General features: G+C 43.4%; 15 protein-coding genes and 3 pseudogenes. 4 read left to right on the forward strand and 14 right to left on the reverse strand.

Going from position 1 to position 16,948, the window contains the following annotated elements; translation table 11 throughout:
• Positions 1 to 6: 6 nt before the first annotated feature.
• Positions 7 to 1,281, forward strand: a complete 1,275-nt coding sequence (gene aroA, locus AC075L_RS09275) for a 3-phosphoshikimate 1-carboxyvinyltransferase (RefSeq protein WP_476387558.1) — start codon at positions 7 to 9, stop codon at positions 1,279 to 1,281.
• Positions 1,282 to 1,735: 454 nt separating this feature from the next.
• The gene (locus AC075L_RS09280) at positions 1,736 to 2,725 is read left to right on the forward strand and encodes a 2-hydroxyacid dehydrogenase (protein WP_476387556.1); all 990 of its coding nucleotides are present in this window, start codon (positions 1,736 to 1,738) and stop codon (positions 2,723 to 2,725) included.
• Between the two features lie 63 nt (positions 2,726 to 2,788).
• Here AC075L_RS09280 and AC075L_RS09285 read toward each other — a convergent pair whose 3' ends face one another.
• From AC075L_RS09285 to AC075L_RS09295, 3 genes and pseudogenes are all read right to left on the reverse strand, one after another.
• The gene (locus AC075L_RS09285; RefSeq protein ID WP_020993787.1) at positions 2,789 to 3,166 is read right to left on the reverse strand and encodes a hypothetical protein; all 378 of its coding nucleotides are present in this window, start codon (positions 3,164 to 3,166) and stop codon (positions 2,789 to 2,791) included.
• A gap of 60 nt (positions 3,167 to 3,226) precedes the next feature.
• Complete coding sequence (locus AC075L_RS09290) at positions 3,227 to 3,778, reverse strand: flavodoxin family protein (protein ID WP_025576904.1); 552 nt, start codon at positions 3,776 to 3,778, stop codon at positions 3,227 to 3,229.
• Between the two features lie 57 nt (positions 3,779 to 3,835).
• Positions 3,836 to 3,967, reverse strand: a pseudogene (locus AC075L_RS09295) (DUF6783 domain-containing protein); the annotation flags it as partial.
• On the opposite strand from AC075L_RS09295, the pseudogene AC075L_RS09300 reads away from it, so the two are divergent.
• Both AC075L_RS09300 and AC075L_RS09305 read left to right on the forward strand, forming a co-directional pair.
• A pseudogene (locus tag AC075L_RS09300) lies at positions 3,905 to 4,066 on the forward strand (DUF6783 domain-containing protein). The pseudogenes AC075L_RS09295 and AC075L_RS09300 sit on opposite strands and share 63 nt — an antisense overlap.
• Positions 4,067 to 4,300: 234 nt before the next feature.
• Positions 4,301 to 5,695, forward strand: a complete 1,395-nt coding sequence (locus tag AC075L_RS09305; protein WP_118566276.1) for a CapA family protein — start codon at positions 4,301 to 4,303, stop codon at positions 5,693 to 5,695.
• A gap of 177 nt (positions 5,696 to 5,872) precedes the next feature.
• Here AC075L_RS09305 and queA read toward each other — a convergent pair whose 3' ends face one another.
• The 11 genes and pseudogenes from queA to AC075L_RS09360 form a co-directional block, all read right to left on the reverse strand.
• Complete coding sequence (gene queA / locus AC075L_RS09310; RefSeq protein ID WP_025576906.1) at positions 5,873 to 6,898, reverse strand: tRNA preQ1(34) S-adenosylmethionine ribosyltransferase-isomerase QueA; 1,026 nt, start codon at positions 6,896 to 6,898, stop codon at positions 5,873 to 5,875.
• Positions 6,895 to 7,653 (reverse strand): tRNA (guanosine(37)-N1)-methyltransferase TrmD, encoded by a 759-nt coding sequence (gene trmD / locus AC075L_RS09315; protein ID WP_008704678.1) that lies wholly within the window; start codon positions 7,651 to 7,653, stop codon positions 6,895 to 6,897. The genes queA and trmD overlap by 4 nt, the downstream gene beginning before the upstream one ends.
• Complete coding sequence (gene rimM, locus AC075L_RS09320; RefSeq protein WP_008704681.1) at positions 7,654 to 8,157, reverse strand: ribosome maturation factor RimM; 504 nt, start codon at positions 8,155 to 8,157, stop codon at positions 7,654 to 7,656. It abuts the gene before it with no gap.
• 144 nt (positions 8,158 to 8,301) lie between these two features.
• Positions 8,302 to 8,532: a KH domain-containing protein gene (locus AC075L_RS09325; protein ID WP_008704683.1), complete on the reverse strand. Its 231-nt coding sequence runs from the start codon at positions 8,530 to 8,532 to the stop codon at positions 8,302 to 8,304.
• A gap of 64 nt (positions 8,533 to 8,596) precedes the next feature.
• Complete coding sequence (gene rpsP / locus AC075L_RS09330; protein WP_008704685.1) at positions 8,597 to 8,842, reverse strand: 30S ribosomal protein S16; 246 nt, start codon at positions 8,840 to 8,842, stop codon at positions 8,597 to 8,599.
• 113 nt (positions 8,843 to 8,955) lie between these two features.
• Positions 8,956 to 10,311, reverse strand: coding sequence for a signal recognition particle protein (ffh, locus tag AC075L_RS09335; protein ID WP_055057849.1), 1,356 nt, complete (start codon positions 10,309 to 10,311; stop codon positions 8,956 to 8,958).
• A 3-nt stretch (positions 10,312 to 10,314) separates the two neighbouring features.
• A complete protein-coding gene (gene ylxM / locus AC075L_RS09340; RefSeq protein WP_008704687.1) occupies positions 10,315 to 10,638 on the reverse strand; it encodes a YlxM family DNA-binding protein in 324 nt (107 codons plus the stop codon).
• Positions 10,639 to 10,823: 185 nt separating this feature from the next.
• Positions 10,824 to 12,035, reverse strand: a complete 1,212-nt coding sequence (ilvA, locus tag AC075L_RS09345; protein ID WP_008704690.1) for a threonine ammonia-lyase — start codon at positions 12,033 to 12,035, stop codon at positions 10,824 to 10,826.
• Between the two features lie 80 nt (positions 12,036 to 12,115).
• Positions 12,116 to 13,066, reverse strand: a complete 951-nt coding sequence (ftsY, locus tag AC075L_RS09350; protein ID WP_008704691.1) for a signal recognition particle-docking protein FtsY — start codon at positions 13,064 to 13,066, stop codon at positions 12,116 to 12,118.
• A gap of 15 nt (positions 13,067 to 13,081) precedes the next feature.
• Positions 13,082 to 16,645: pseudogene (gene smc / locus AC075L_RS09355) on the reverse strand (chromosome segregation protein SMC).
• Between the two features lie 11 nt (positions 16,646 to 16,656).
• Positions 16,657 to 16,948: putative dsRNA-binding protein (locus AC075L_RS09360; protein ID WP_476387557.1), on the reverse strand; the 292-nt coding region annotated here is incomplete at its 5' end.

The raw sequence follows: 16,948 nt of genomic DNA on the forward strand, positions 1-16,948 counted from the left end.
TCAAACATGGAAATAAAAAAACAGACAAACCTCAGAGGAGAACTCACTGTACCCGGAGATAAATCCATTTCTCATCGTGCAGTCATGTTCGGTTCTCTTGCACAGGGTACTACAAAGATCACACATTTTCTTGAGGGAGCTGACTGTCTCTCTACTATCTCCTGTTTCCGGAAAATGGGAATCGATATTGAAAGAAATGCTTCCGAAATCCTCGTTCATGGAAAGGGACTTCACGGACTCAGTGCTCCGTCTGAAACTCTGGATGTGGGAAACAGCGGGACTACCACAAGACTGATCTCCGGAATTCTGGCAGGACAGTCTTTTACCAGCGAATTAAACGGCGACGCTTCCATTCAATCCCGTCCAATGAAAAGGATTATGACTCCTCTTCTGTCTATGGGCGCTGATATCGTAAGCTTGAGGGGCAATGGATGCGCACCTTTGCGAATTACAGGAAAGCCTTTACACGCCACTCATTATCAGTCACCGGTTGCTTCCGCACAGGTAAAATCCTGCGTGCTTCTGGCTGGTATGTATGCAGATGGGATCACCAGTGTCACAGAGCCGGTGCTTTCCAGAAATCATACGGAGATCATGCTGAATTATTTCGGCGCAAATGTAAATTCCCAGGGAACAACTGCTTCTATTGAACCGGAGCCTGTGCTGAACGGACGCGAGATTAAAGTTCCCGGAGATATTTCTTCTGCTACTTACTTTATCGCAGCAGGGCTTCTTACTCCCGGAAGTGAGATTCTTCTTAAAAATGTAGGCATTAATCCAACCAGAGACGGAATGCTTCGCATATGCAAGGCTATGGGGGCTGATATTACTCTGCTGAATGCAAGTACAGAGGGTGAGCCTACCGCTGACCTGCTGATCCGCACAAGCAGTCTTCACGGAACCACTGTTGAGGGTGAGATCATCCCCACACTGATCGATGAAATCCCGATGATCGCTGTGATGGCAGCTTTTGCAGAGGGGACTACTGTTATCAGGGATGCACAGGAGCTGAAGGTAAAAGAATCTGACCGTATCGCAGTGGTAACAGAAGGGCTGAAACGCATGGGAGCTGATATTCAGCCGACTGATGACGGAATGATCATCCATGGAGGAAAGCCACTTCATGGTGCCGAGATCAATTCTTATCTTGATCACCGTATTGCCATGTCCTTTGCTGTTGCAGGTACAATTTGTGACGGTACACTTACTATCAAAGATGGGGACTGCGTTAAAATTTCCTATCCGAAATTCTATGAAGATCTGTACTCTCTCGGAAAATAGCAACTGTCATTTATAATTATGCTGCTGTCAACATATCATTTTTTTATGTTTGTTGACAGCAGCATAATTTTTACTGTTCACCTGTAATATCCCGCAAGATGTTTTTTTATCCTGCATATCTTTTGTCTTTCTGTACATACTTTTCATAACAAAGCATAATTTGCAATTCCTATTTACAGTATCTTCATACTCTCTCAGATTGTATTTTTATAGATACTTGAGAAATTTTATCCAAAATAGCCTTTTCTTTTTCCGATAAATCGGTTATAATGTGAATCGTCAGAAGATTGTTATTATTTTAACATTATTCGATTTGTTTTACTATAGCAGGATTTCACACTCTGATGGTCTGGATTAAGATGCATTATTTATAAGGATTGCTATACACACTGATATTATAATTTTCACGGTGAGTATACCATACAGGTATACAGCCAGAGAGGAGCTAACATTTATGAAAATCTTATTTTACGGCACAAAAAACTACGACGAAGAATTTTTCGAGAAGCTTCTTCCTTCCTATCCGGGAATTACAATTAAATTTACCGAAGCAAATATTCACGAAGAAACTGCTTCCCTTGCAAAAGGATATGAGGCAATCTGCGCTTTTGTAAACGCTGATTTGAGCACTCCTGTTATCGAAGAGCTGAATGCTCAGGGTGTAAAACTGATTCTTATGCGCTGCGCAGGATATAACAATGTAGATCTGGAAACTGCTCACAAATTCGGAATGAAGGTTCTGCGTGTTCCGGGATATTCTCCGGAAGCTGTGGCTGAGCATGCAATGGCACTTGCGCTGACCGCAAACCGCCATACACATAAAGCATACATCAAATGCCGCGAAAACAACTTCTCTTTAAGTGGTCTGATGGGACTTAATTTCTATCAGAAAACTGCCGGAATCATTGGTACCGGAAAAATTGGCCAGGCAATGGCAAAAATCTGCAAAGGTTTTGGTATGAGAGTTATCGCTTACGATCTTTTCCCGAATAAGAGCCTGGATTATCTGGAATATGTATCTCTGGATGAGCTTCTGGCAACCAGTGATCTCATCAGTCTTCACTGCCCGCTTACAGAAGAAACCAAACACATCATCAATGAAGAAACTATCGCCAAAATGAAAGATGGTGTAATTCTTGTAAACACTTCCCGCGGCGGCCTGATCAAGACAGAGGACCTAATCTCCGGAATCCGTGATCATAAGTTCTTTGCAGTAGGACTGGATGTTTATGAAGAAGAAACTGATTTCGTATTCGAGGATATGTCCGAGCGTATTCTGCAGAGCTCCATTACCCAGCGCCTGCTCTCCTTCCCGAATGTAGTGATGACTTCTCATCAGGGATTCTTTACAAAAGAAGCACTGACTAACATTGCCGAGACTACTCTCAAAAATGCGAAAGCATTTATGGATGGGAACGAACTGAAGAACGAGGTTCTTTCCTGATAATTACAGAAATATGATCAGGGGGCTGTCGCAATAATAATTCCAGCGACAGCCCCCTTGTGATTATTTTTCAGTTTTCGTTTTAGTTTCTGATTTCGTTGTATCTGCAGAATCTGATGTTTCAGTTTTATCCGCAGATTTTTTTGCAGAAGAATCTGAAGTTTCTGCTTTATCTGTATTTTCCGTTTTATCTGTAGTTTCTGTTGCATCTGTAGTATCTGTAATGTCAGCGGTTTCTTCCTCAGGCTCATCAATCTGTTTCATATCCTCGTCAGAAGTATCTGCATCCATTTCATTCAGCTCTTCTTCTGTCAGCGGTTCAAGATCATCCTGATAAATTTCCTTATTTGTAATATCATCTTCTGACTTCTTCCCACATCCGGCAAGACCGATGGATGCCAAAAGCATTCCTGTAATCATAAAGTATTTTATTTTTTTCATTTTAATCATCCTTTCGTCTGTTCCACATAACACAAATGGTGTTTCATTTTCAGATAATATTTATTCTGCTGTTCTCAATCTGCCTGCCAGATCTTTTATTTCCTGTATGATATCTTCTCTGTCTCTGACCGGCACTTTGTCTGTACGGTTCACATATACAGTCCCCAGACTGTCACAGCTCATCTGACGAAGCAGCATCTCTGCCGTACTTTCCGCTTTTTCTCTGGGTCCGATACTTCCTGCTGTCAGCAGAACTGCTCCTGTTTTCTTCTTAGGAACAGGTTCTTCTTTACGGATATATCTTGCACTGAAATAGGTCTGCAGTCTGCTCATCACAGCAAGAAGCATTCCCGTAACCTCCTCAAAATATACAGGAGATGCCATAATAATATGGTCACATTCTTCAATGTACGAAAGAACCTCCTGCCATTCATCTTTGACTGCGCATCCTGCATGGTCAAAACACCATCTGCAGTCTATACACGGGCGGATATCTGCCCTGTAGGCATTAACCACCTTAAAATCCCCTCCAAGATTTTCCTGCAGAGTCCGGATCATATATGCAGTTTCACCGTTCTTTCGCGGTGAACCGTTGAATATCAATGTTTTCATCTTTATTTTTCCTCATATTCTTTCCTGAGAAGTGCTATCTCACGTACCCATCTCTCATTATCTTTGAATGCTTTCAGAGCATGTTTCATACGCTTTAGAGCGTGTCTGAAAAAGGCTTTCTGCAAGATGTGCGTCACAATTTGTGGGATATTTTGCCCGAATGAGGGCGCCGTAGCGGGCTACGGCAACTGAATTCGGGTGAAATATCCCGCAAAGTGGGGCGTGCAGATTGCGGGAATGATTTTTCAGACACGCTCTAGGATAACACATCTCATTCTTTGTCTGTAATATTTATGTAACCTTTTGTCATGGTATTATAACAAAAATACGGTTTTATGAAAAGACTTATTTCTTGACGATTCTGTGAATTCTCTATATACTTTGAATATATCCTATAGCAATTACGATTTATTTTTTGTTAATTCTGATCATCTGTTCAGATATTTTAACTGCCCGGTCTCTTTAATATTTTTTTAATACTATATCTCTAATCTATTATAAACGAAAGCGAGAACTATACATATGAGCCTACAATCCAACAAGCGAAACCAGACGAAATCTTCTTCTGCACGCAGGAAAGACATCTACAAAAAATCAAAATACTATCAGGAAAAAAGGCAAAAATTGCTGATTGCAACAGGTATCGGTATCTTTGTTCTGGTTTTTATACTTATTCTGGCAGGTATCCGCGGATGCAGCAACTATATAGGTTCCAGACAAGCAGCAGCCAAAAAAACTGTTTCCATGAACGCTTCTAAGGACAACAGCCAGAAAGCATCCTCAGATTCTCAGAACACGGATTCCTCCAATGCTACAGTATCTTCTCCTGTTTCTCTGACACTCAGTGTTGTCGGTGACTGCACTCTTGGCACAGATGAAACTTTTGATTATGATACCAGCTTAAATGCTTATTATGAAAATTACGGTGCAGATTATTTCCTGCAGAATGTAAAAGATATTTTCTCCACAGATGATCTGACTATTGCAAATTTTGAGGGAACACTCACCGATTCTGATGAACGGGAGGATAAAACATTTGCATTTAAAGCACCCGCATCCTATGCCTCTATTCTGACAGGCGGATCTGTAGAAGCCGTAAATACCGCTAACAATCACAGTCATGATTACGGTGAGCAGAGTTTCGATGATACTCTGGCAGCACTGGATGATGCAGGAATCGTTCATTTCGGATATGATGAAACTGCTGTTATGGATGTAAAAGGAATCAAAGTAGGATTAGTCGGTATCTATGAACTGTATGACCATCTTGAGCGCGAGCAGCAGTTAAAAGACAATATTGCAAAAGTAAAGGCAGACGGGGCACAGCTGATCGTAGTGATCTTCCACTGGGGTAATGAAACGGAAACCGTTCCGGACAGCAACCAGACAACACTTGGGCGCATCGCGATCGATGAAGGCGCTGATCTTGTATGCGGACATCATCCGCATGTACTTCAGGGCATAGAAACTTATAAAGGCAGGAATATTGTATACAGCCTCGGAAACTTCTGCTTCGGCGGCAACAGTTCTCCAAGTGATATGGACACCATGATCTACCAGCAGACCTTTACTATTGATGCCAATGGGGTAAAAAAAGACAACGTGACCAATATCATTCCCTGCTCCATTTCTTCTGCTGCCTATGATGGATATAATAATTATCAACCAACTCCGGCAGAAGGTGATGAGACAACAAGAATCCTTGGAAAAATCAATGAGCGGAGTTCCTGGATTTCTACTGCAGAAGGCAGTACTTTTACTGCAAAATATAACAGTAATAATGACTCCCAGAGCAGTTCTGCAGATACAGCTGCTTCAGATAGCGATATCGTTGATATGAACAGTTCAGATTCAGATGACACAGACGCAGAGACATACGACGAATCCTATGATACTGATAATTTGGACGCCGAATAAATAGATCCTTCATTCATCCAAAATCACATCAATACTTCAAAAGAGCTGAAAAATCCAGTTAAGGACTTCTCAGCTCTTTTTTATATTTTTACTATGCTTTTATCAGGCAGATAAAAGCATCCTCTTCGCTACTTGCTCATAACCAGATAATTGATTGATATAATTATTTGGGTGACATTATATGATAATCATAGCATCTCCAAAAGAGAAAAATCTGTACTTTTCCTGCACTGCAGTCTCATAGGCATGCATGATATTCTCCTTGCCTGCCAGCGCAGACACCAACATCACAAGTGTGGATTCCGGCAGGTGGAAGTTTGTAATCAGGGCATCAATCATTTTGAAATGATAGCCCGGATAGATAAAGATCTCTGTCCATCCGCTTCCGGATTTCAGAATTCCATCTTCTCCTGTTGCAGATTCCAGTGTTCTGCAGCTTGTGGTTCCTACTGCTATTACACGTTTACCTGCCTTCTTTGTGTCATTGATCAGCTTTGCCTGATCCTCCTCTACTATGTAGAATTCGGAATGCATATGGTGGCTTTCCACGTCATCTACTTTGACAGGGCGGAAAGTTCCGAGACCTACATGAAGAGTCACATGAGCGATATTGACACCTTTTTCCTTTACTTTTTCAAGAAGCTCTTTAGTAAAGTGCAATCCTGCTGTCGGTGCTGCTGCGGAGCCTTCGTTCTTTGCATAAACTGTCTGATAACGGTTCTTATCTTTCAGTTTATGTGTAATATAAGGCGGCAGAGGCATTTCGCCAAGCTGATCCAGGATTTCTTCAAAGATTCCTTCATAATGGAACTGGATCAGACGGTTTCCCTCGTCCACCACATCAATGATCTCACCTTTTAAAATACCATTTCCAAATGTGATCTTAGCACCCGGGCGTGCCTTCTTTCCGGGTTTTACCAGACACTCCCAGATATCATTCTCTCTTCGCTTCAGAAGCAGGATCTCGATCAGTGCTCCTGTCTCTTCTTTATGTCCGTATAACCGGGCAGGGATTACCTTTGTATCGTTGATGACCAGGCAGTCTCCCTCTTCCATATAATCCAGAACATCTGTGAAATGGCGATGCTCAATGCTGCCATCTTTTAAAGACAGATGCATCAGTCTGGATGAACTTCTGTCCTCCAGAGGATCCTGAGCGATCAGTTCCTGAGGAAGGTCATAATAAAAATCTGATGTTTTCATTTTATCTGCTCCTCTTCTTCCTTCCACTGTTTCCTTAACTGGCGCACATAGTTCCATTCTTTGTTTGTCAGATCAGCTTTCTTAAGAAGATCCGGGCGTCTTTTTGCCGTGCGGTAAATTGACTGCTCTCTGCGCCACTTTTCTATGTTTGCGTGATGACCGGACATAAGAACCTCCGGTACCTTTTTGCCATGCCACTCTTCCGGACGGCTGTACTGCGGATACTCCAGAAGGTTTCCTGCAAAGGATTCTGTCTCACCGGACTCCTGATTGTTCAGTACACCCGGAACCATTCTTGAAATGGAATCCATCATGACCATTGCAGGAAGTTCGCCGCCTGTAAGCACGTAATCTCCGATAGATACGTAATCTGTGACGATTTCCTCCAGAACACGCTCATCAATTCCCTCATAGTGTCCACAAAGGAATACCAGATCCTCTTCCTGCGCCATTTCTCTGGCCATAGCCTGGTTAAATACCTGCCCCTGAGGAGTCAGATATACAACTCTTGGCTTTTTTGCCGTACGGTTTGCAATCGCCTCATAAGCAAGGTAAACCGGTTCTGCCTGCATCAGCATTCCGGCACCGCCGCCATAGGTATAATCATCCACTTTCTGGTGCTTATTGAATGCATAATCACGAATGTTCACTGCCTCCAGTGTGAGGAGACCTTTTGTGATCGCACGTCCGGTAATGCTGGTATTCATGCCATTTTCAATCATCTCCGGAAACAGGGTTAAAACATGAAAATTCATTTATATTAATCCTTTCATCAGATGAATGGTCATTACATTCTTCTCCACATCCACATCAAGGATACATTCCCTGATAGCAGGGAGCAGAATTTCTTCGCCTTTGGCATCCTCTACTACATAGACATCATTAGCGCCTGTTTCCATTACATCTTTCAGAGTTCCAAATTTGCTTCCGTCTTCGAGAACTACATCCATACCGATCAGGTCTGCAATGTAATATTCATCTTCTTCCAGCTCCTGTGCTTCTTCTCTCGGGATCCAGAGTTCTCTTTTTTTATACATCTCTATATCATTAATATTATCAATTCCCCTGAATTTCAGGATTACAAGGTTCTTGAAATACTTAACATTCTCTATTTCAAGCTTTCTTTTCTCTCTGCCTGTGTCAAGCAGAACATATTCCAGATCCAGAAATCTGTCTGCATCTGTGGTAGGATATACTTTTACTTCCCCGCGTATTCCGTGTGTCGTAGTGATCACACCAACTTTTAATAAATCTTCCATCTGCTGACTCCTATAATTTTCATATCATACGTCATTTGCATTCTGCTTTTATGCCTGCTCACAGCGAATGCTGATCCATATTCCAAATCCGCTTAAACCCAAATCAGGAGCCATGGGATGTTCCACAGCTCCTGACCCTTATTTTCATTGCAGAATATCTACAATCACTTTTTTGCTGCTTTTTGAAGAAGCTGCTTTTACCACAGTTCGGATCGCTTTCGCAATTCTTCCCTGCCGTCCGATAACCTTGCCCATGTCAGCAGGTCCGACTTTCAGTTCAACGATGATCGCGTCTTCCTTTTCTGTCTCAGTAACAACTACTTCATCCGGATTTTCAACAAGAGATTTTGCAATTACTTCCACTAATTCTTTCATTACATACCTCCCTGACCCGTCCCCTACGGACGCTGCAGAAATACCTTATCCTGGTATATCTGAATTATTTTTCAATTCCGGCATCTTTGAGGATTTTTGCTACAACATCTGTAGGCTGAGCTCCTGCTGCAAGCCATTTTTTAGCTGCTTCTTCATCAACTGTTACAGCGCTTGGCTCAAGGTTTGGATCGTATGTTCCGATTTCTTCGATACATCTTCCATCACGTTTGCAACGAGAATCTGCAACTACGATTCTATAAAAAGGTGCTTTCTTCTGTCCCATTCTTCTTAATCTGATTTTAACTGCCATTGTTTCTTTTCCTCCATTAAATAAAATATATTGTTTTCTTATGTTATATTACTGTTCAGCTATGAAACAGTAACTTTTATGTCAAAGCGTTATCCGCTTCGCTAACTTCTCAATTACAGTCCGAACGGAAGTTTAAATCCACCACTGCGCTTACCGGCTTTTCCGCCCATAAGACCAGGCATCTGTTTCATCATCTTCTTGCTCTGCTCAAACTGTTTCACCAGACGGTTTACTTCAGAGACATCTACTCCTGCACCTCTGGCAATACGGTTCTTTCTGGAAATGTTCAGTATTGACGGATTACTTCTCTCCTGAGGTGTCATGGAAAGGATAATTGACTTGGTTCTGTCCATGGCTTTCTCATCGATCATTCCCTCAATATCCTTCATCTTACCGCCCATACCTGGAAGCATATTCAGGATACTGCCGATACCGCCCATCTTGTTCATCTGTTCCATACTGGTAAGGTAATCGTTGAAGTCAAAGTCCATTTTCTTTAACTTCTTCTGCATGTCCTGCGCCTGTTCTTTATCGATGGAAGCTTCTGCTTTCTCGATCAGGCTCATGACATCACCCATACCAAGGATTCTGGAAGCCATACGTTCCGGATAGAACTGTTCCAGATCAGAAAGTTTCTCGCCCATACCTACATACAGAATAGGCTTACCGGTTACTGCCTTGATAGAAAGGGCTGCACCGCCTCGGGTATCACCATCCATCTTGGTAAGAATGACACCGTCGATTCCTACTTTATCAGCAAATGTGCTTGCCACATTTACCGCATCCTGTCCGGTCATCGCATCTACAATGAGGATGGTTGCATCTACCTGAATGTTCGCCTTGATATCTGCAAGTTCCTGCATCATATCTTCATCAACATGAAGACGACCGGCTGTATCGATAAGTACGACATTCTGCTGATTTGCCTTCGCATGCTCTATGGCTGCTTTCGCAATATCCACAGGCTTCTGCTTATCTCCCATGGAAAATACTTCCACGCCCTGTTTCTCGCCGTTGACCTGCAGCTGTGTGATAGCCGCCGGACGGTAAACATCGCAGGCTACTAAAAGAGGTTTCTTACCTTTGGATTTCAGCTTGCCTGCAAGCTTCGCAACTGTGGTGGTCTTACCTGCACCCTGCAGACCTGCCATCATGAACACTGTGATCTCATTTCCCGGGCGAAGAGGCAGATCTGTTGTCTCACTTCCCATTAATTTCACAAGTTCATCATTAACAATCTTGATCACCATCTGACCCGGATTCAGACCGCTCATAACGTCCTGTCCGATTGCCTGCTCCTGTACAGATTTAGTAAACTGCTTCACAACCTTAAAGTTTACGTCTGCCTCTAACAGAGCCATCTTTACTTCCTTAAGGGCAAGCTTAACGTCCTCCTCTGTCAGGCGGCCCTTGCTTCGCAACTTCTTAAATACATTCTGCAGTTTATCTGTCAAGCTTTCAAATGCCATATGTTATAACTCCTCTAAAATCTCATTGGAAATATTTACAATTTCATCGGAATGATATTCCCGGGCAAGTACACGAATCTGCTTTACCTGTGCCCGTATATTCAGGAATTTCTCTACAAGATGAAGCTTCTGTTCATACTCTTCAAGGGTCTTGTTGCATCTCTTGATCATATCATGCACACCCTGTCTGCTGATGCCCAGATCCTCTGCGACTTCACTCAGCGAGTAATCCTCCAGCACCACGCTCTCATAAACCTGCTGCTGTCTCTCTGTCAGAAGTTCTCCATAAAAATCATATAAATAACCTTGCTCTACAAACTTCTCCATCTGTAATCACCTTGACTATATTAACCTATTTCCAATGTGCTGTCAAGCATTTTCTCTTGACAGCACAAATTTATTTTTTCCGATACACTTCTTAAAAATCTCGGCAAAAAAGCCCCGGCATCCATATACTGAACACCAGGGCTCCCATTTCATTTATTTACATGGCAGATGCTACTCTGAGACAATCACAAACTTGGGCGGATCACCTTTGGTCTGCATCCTGCATCTTCAAGAGCTTTAACAATCTCATTCTTATGATCTGTGCCAAAAGCCTCCAGTGTGATCTTAAGTTCCACTGCCGCATTTCTGTTCGTGCTTACAAACTGGTTATGATCCAGCTTGATAACATTGCCCTGCGCCCTGGCGATCACGCTTGCCACACGTACCAGTTCACCCGGCTTATCCGGAATGAGCACAGATACTGTGAAGATTCTGTCTCTCTGGATCAGACCATGCTGAACAACAGAAGACATGGTAATAACATCCATGTTTCCACCGCTTAAGATAGAAACAATCTTCTTTCCCTTCACATCCAGATGACGAAGCGCTGCCACTGTCAGAAGACCGGAATTCTCTACGATCATCTTATGGTTCTCAACCATGTCAAGGAAAGCAACGATCAGTTCATCATCCTCGATAGTGATGATATCGTCCAGATTCTTCTGGATATACGGGAAGATTTTCTTTCCGGGTGTCTGTACGGCAGTACCGTCAGCAATCGTATTTACGTGCGGAAGAGTCACAACCTCACCCTTCTTCAGAGAAGCCTTCATGCAGGCAGCCCCTGCCGGTTCCACACCAATGACTTTGATATGTGGATTTAACAGCTTCGCAAGTGTGGAAACACCTGTTGCAAGTCCGCCTCCACCGATCGGAACCAGAATATAATCAACAAGCGGAAGCTCCTGAACGATCTCCATTGCAATGGTACCCTGTCCTGTGGCAACTGCCGGATCATCGAAAGGATGGATAAAGGTATATCCCTCTTTCTCAGCAAGTTCCAGTGCATGTGCACATGCCTCATCATATACATCACCATGCAGGATAACCTCTGCACCGTAACTCTTTGTTCTCTCAACCTTGATCAGCGGAGTTGTAGTGGGCATAACGATCACTGCCTTCACACCATATTTATGCGCAGCATAGGCAACACCCTGTGCATGATTTCCGGCAGATGCTGTGATCAGACCTTTATTTCTCTCTTCATCGGAAAGAGTGCTGATCTTATAATAAGCACCACGAACCTTATATGCACCTGTACGCTGCATATTCTCCGGTTTTAAATAAACCTTATTTCCTGTAAGTTCACTGAAATAGCTGCTCTTGATCAGCTTTGTTTCCTGTGTGACCTGTTTTACGATCTCTGATGCCTGTTCAAAACTCTCTAAAGTAAGCATTGTTTTTTCCTCCATTTTGTCCTAAATGTACTCCCAGAATCTTTTTGTACTTGATTTGACTCCGAAAGTACATCCTAATCTTAAGCGTCCGGGTTTTCTTTATGGTCTACATCAAACAACGCATTTACAAATGCATCTGCATCGAATTTCTGAAGATCGTCAATACTTTCTCCTACGCCAATGTACTTCACCGGAATATCCAGTTCAGACTGGATGGCAACTGCAATACCTCCCTTGGCAGTTCCGTCCAGCTTGGTAAGGATAATACCGCTGACATTTGCGACCTCCGCAAATTGTCTCGCCTGTGCAAGGGCATTCTGTCCGGTGGTACCATCCAGCACTACCAGTGTCTCCAGATATGCATCCGGATACTCCCTCTCCAGGATCCTGTAAATCTTGCGGAGTTCTTCCATAAGGTTCTTTTTATTATGAAGACGTCCTGCTGTATCGCAGAGAAGTACGTCTGCATTTCTTGCTTTGGCTGCAGCCACCGCATCATAGATAACAGATGCAGGATCTGCTCCCGCCTGTCCGCCGATGATCTCCACACCTGCACGGTTCGCCCACTCAGTAAGCTGCTCTCCTGCTGCTGCGCGGAAAGTATCGGCTGCTGCAAGGATAACCTTCTTGCCCTGGTCTTTTAATTTTCCTGCAAGCTTTCCTACTGAAGTGGTTTTTCCGACACCATTGACACCGATCACCAAAACTACGGATCTGCGGTTCTCAAATTCATACTCTGTGCTGTCCACACGCATCTGATCCTTGATCTCATTGATCAGAAGCTGTTTACATTCCATCGGTTCCTTAATATGACGTTCGGAAACCTCTTTCTTTAAATTCTCAATAATAGAAGTGGTCGCATTGATCCCGATATCACCCATGATCAGAATCTCTTCCAGCTCTTCATAAAAATCTTCATCAATACTGGAAAAACCACTGAAAATACTGTCAAATCCGGCTACGATATTGTCTCTGGTCTTTGCCAGTCCACTGACTAATCGTTTAAAAAAACCTTTCTTTTCTTCTGCCATGTGAAACTCCTCCTGTTACTGGGTAAGCTGATTCTCCACCAGATCGACGGAAACCAGTGTGGATACCCCTTTTTCCTGCATGGTAATACCATAAAGCCGGTCTGCGGCGTTCATAGTTCCACGTCTATGGGTTATTATAATAAATTGTGTGTTTTTCGTCAACTTCTGTAAATATCCGGCAAATCGCCCAACATTGGAATCGTCCAGCGCTGCCTCGATCTCATCCAGCAGACAGAACGGTGACGGCTTCAGATTCTGGATCGCGAAAAGAAGTGCGATAGCTGTCAGAGCTTTTTCCCCGCCGGAAAGCTGCATCAGTATTCTGCAGTTTCTTTCCCGGCGGCTGGGAAATGATCTTAATTCCTGCCTCCAGGATATCTGCCTCTTCATCCAGCTCCAGAGTTCCTTTTCCGCCTCCGAACAATTCCTTAAATGCCTTGTCAAATTCCTTCTGGATCTCGCCGAATTTCTCAGAAAACTGTTTCCGCATTCCCTCATCCAGCTCCTGAATGATCTGTTCCAGAGTTTTCTCCGCTGTGACCAGATCCTCATACTGGCCGGACAGAAAGGTGTGTCTTTCCAGAAGTTCCTTATAATCCTCAATAGCATTTACATTTACAGGTCCCAGCTTTCTGATATCATCTTTAATCTGAGCTGCCTGTCGCTTCATCTGCGAAAGATCAGTAAGTTCCTCTTTTCTGTAGGAAACAGCATTATTGGGAGTGATCTCATACTCGGACCACATATAGGCAATCCGCTCTTCCCTGTTCTCCTCCAGCTTGTCCATCTGTCCCTGCAGACGGTAACATTCCTTATCCAGAAGTCCGATCTGACCGGACAGATAATCTCTTTTCTCAAAAAAATCTTTATGCTGAGAAGTTCTGCTCTCTTTCTCCTTCTGCAGATTTTTCAGCTGCATCTGTGCCTGTTCTTCATGAAGGACAGACTCTTCCGACTCTTTTTTCAGCTGGGTAATCATCTCCTGCTTCTTTTCCATCTCTTCACTGCTGTGAGCAGAGAGACTGATAAATATCCTCTTTCTCAGTCATAAAAGCTGTGATTTCTGCTTTCAGACGGCTCAGGTTTTCCTGGTCAAATTTCTCTTTCTGTTCAAGAGCGGATGACTGAAGACGGATTTCTTCTAACTCCCGGGTGATTTTCTTCTCTTCTTCTTTCCATTCATCCAGTTCTGACTGCTTTGCCTCAATAAAACTCTCCAGTTCTTTCTCATCCTGCTTTGAATTCTCCAGTTCCCTGGCAATCCGGTCATGATCCTGCCGGATTTCCATGACCTGGCGTTTGATCTCTGCCTGATCTCTGTTGATCTGAGCATATCCGCTTCGGATCTCCTCAGCTTTCTTTTCCTGCTGTTTGATATTCATTCTGGCAGTATTCTGTTCTATATATTTCTGACGGAGTTTTTCCTGAAATCCTGCAATGGCATCACGAAGCCTGTTTCTCTGATTTTTATTTTCCTCAACAGCATTCTGCATTTCGGTCAGATTCTGCTTCAGCTGACTTACTTTTGTTTCCAGTTCCTCTATTTCACGCCGTCTTCCAAGCAGATTGCTGTTGTTTCTGAAGGCACCGCCGGTCATGGAACCTCCCGGGTTTAAGGATTCACCCTCTGTTGTGACCATTCTCAGACTGTGTCTGTATTTTTTTCCTATTGCAATGGCATGATCAATGTTATCAATTACCAGCACTCTTCCAAGAAGGAATTTCGTGATCTGCTGATACTGAGAAGCTACGGACACCAGTTCGCTGGCAATCCCCACAACGCCCGGCTCTTTCAGTGCTTCTTTCGGTGTAAACTCACCTCTGGGACTTATGCTGCTCATGGGAAGAAAGGTCGCACGTCCATAACGATTCTTTTTCAGAAATTCGATCATGGTTTTGGCAGTCTGCTCATTATCTGTAACAATATTCTGAATGCTCCCACCAAGAGCTGTCTCGATAGCGATCTCATAATCTTTGTTTACCTGGATCAGATCTGCGACAACACCTTGGATTCCCGGAACACGTTCTTTTTGTTCCATAACTCTCCGGATACTGTTTCCGTATCCATCATAGCGCTCCGCGATATTTCTGAGAGAATCCAGCCGGGATGCCTCTCTGTGATAGGCTGTCTGTTCTGCTTCCAGCTTTGTGTTCTGTTCCTTCAGCTTTTCCTGAATCTTCATCACACTCAGATTCAGATGTTCACATTCCTCATTGGCATTTTCAATCTGGGATGTAATCTCATCATACTGTTTCCGGGCTGTAGTCAGAATGGTCTGCTGTTCTTCCTCTTCACTCTTCAGTCTGAGAATACGCTGGCTGATCTCTGCCTTACGGATTTCTGCCTGTTCCATCATTGCATCAAATCTCTGGGCTTTACCCTTGACATTGGCGCGGCTGTTCAGAATTTCAATGATCTCATTTTTGCCATTCTCCACTTCGAGAGTACAGGCTTCCATATTCTCCTGCGCTGTCCTTAATTTCTCTTCTTCCTCAGAAAGTTTCTTACGGACAGCCTTTAACTGTGCATAAATATCCGTTTTTTCTTCTTCAAGTTTCTTCTTTGAATCTGTTCTTACTGAAAGTTCAGCCTCAATAGTCTGGATACGTCCCTTATAATGCTCTTCATTCTGTGCCCCTGCCAGTATCTGCTCATTTAATACATTGATCTGGCCTTCCAGCTGTTGTTTACGGATTGCCTGCTCCTGACCGGAAATGCGAAGTGCATCCATTTTGGAATTTAAATCTTCCAGTTCCTGTTCCAGACGTTCATATTCCACCTTGGTCCGGTCATAGGAACTCTGGGTATCCTTCAGCTGATTCTGCGCAATTATGTTCTTCTCTTCCAGTTCCTTGAGTTCTTTGGCTGCAGCAGCATACTCCATCAGGAACATATTCACATCCAGTTCCTTAAGCGTCTCTCTTTTGGAAAGATAAACTCTTGCTGTCTCTGACTGTTTCTCCAGTGGTTCCAGCTGTCTGGTAAGCTCCGAGAGGATATCTGTCACTCTGACCAGGTTCTGGCGTTCTTCCTCCAGTTTTTTGATCGTGGTATTCTTTCTTCTCTTAAATTTAACAATACCTGCTGCCTCATCAAAAAGCTCTCTTCTCTCTTCCGGTTTACCGCTTAGGATCCTGTCGATCTGTCCCTGTCCGATAATGGAATATCCTTCTTTACCGATACCTGTATCATAAAACATCTCATTGATATCTTTCAGTCTGCAGGCACTTCCGTTGATCTTATATTCACTCTCTCCTGAACGGTAAAGCCTTCTGGTAACCGTAACCTCGTTAAAATCAACCGGAAGCTTATGGTCTGAATTATCCAGTGTGATCGCCACCGATGCATAACCCAGGGGTTTTCTTGTCTCTGTACCGGGAGAAAATAACATCCTGCATATTTCCTCCTCGCAGAGATCTGGCACTCTGTTCACCCAGCACCCATCTCACCGCATCACCGACATTGCTCTTTCCACTTCCGTTCGGACCTACAATACCGGTGATCCCGTTATGAAATTCAAAATTGATCTTCTGGGCGAAAGACTTAAATCCCTGTACCTCTATATTCTTTAAATACATAATTCTCCTGTTTATTTTCTGAGTACACGAATCGCCTGGTATGCTGCGGCCTGTTCTGCTGCTTTCTTTGTATGACCGCTTCCCTGTCCCATCACTTTTCCGTTTACTCTTGCCTCCACAGTAAAGTTTTTGTTATGATCCGGGCCTTCTTCTTTTGTCAGAATATATTCCACCGGCTGTGTTCCGTTTTCCTGCACGATTTCCTGCAGGATGGTCTTGCTATCATAAAAGAGCTGTTTATGTTCAATATCATTCAGGATAAAATTCAGCACAAACTCCTTTGCATTAGCAAAACCACCATCC

Source organism: Blautia sp. ZXY-1-B12, assembly GCF_056339915.1.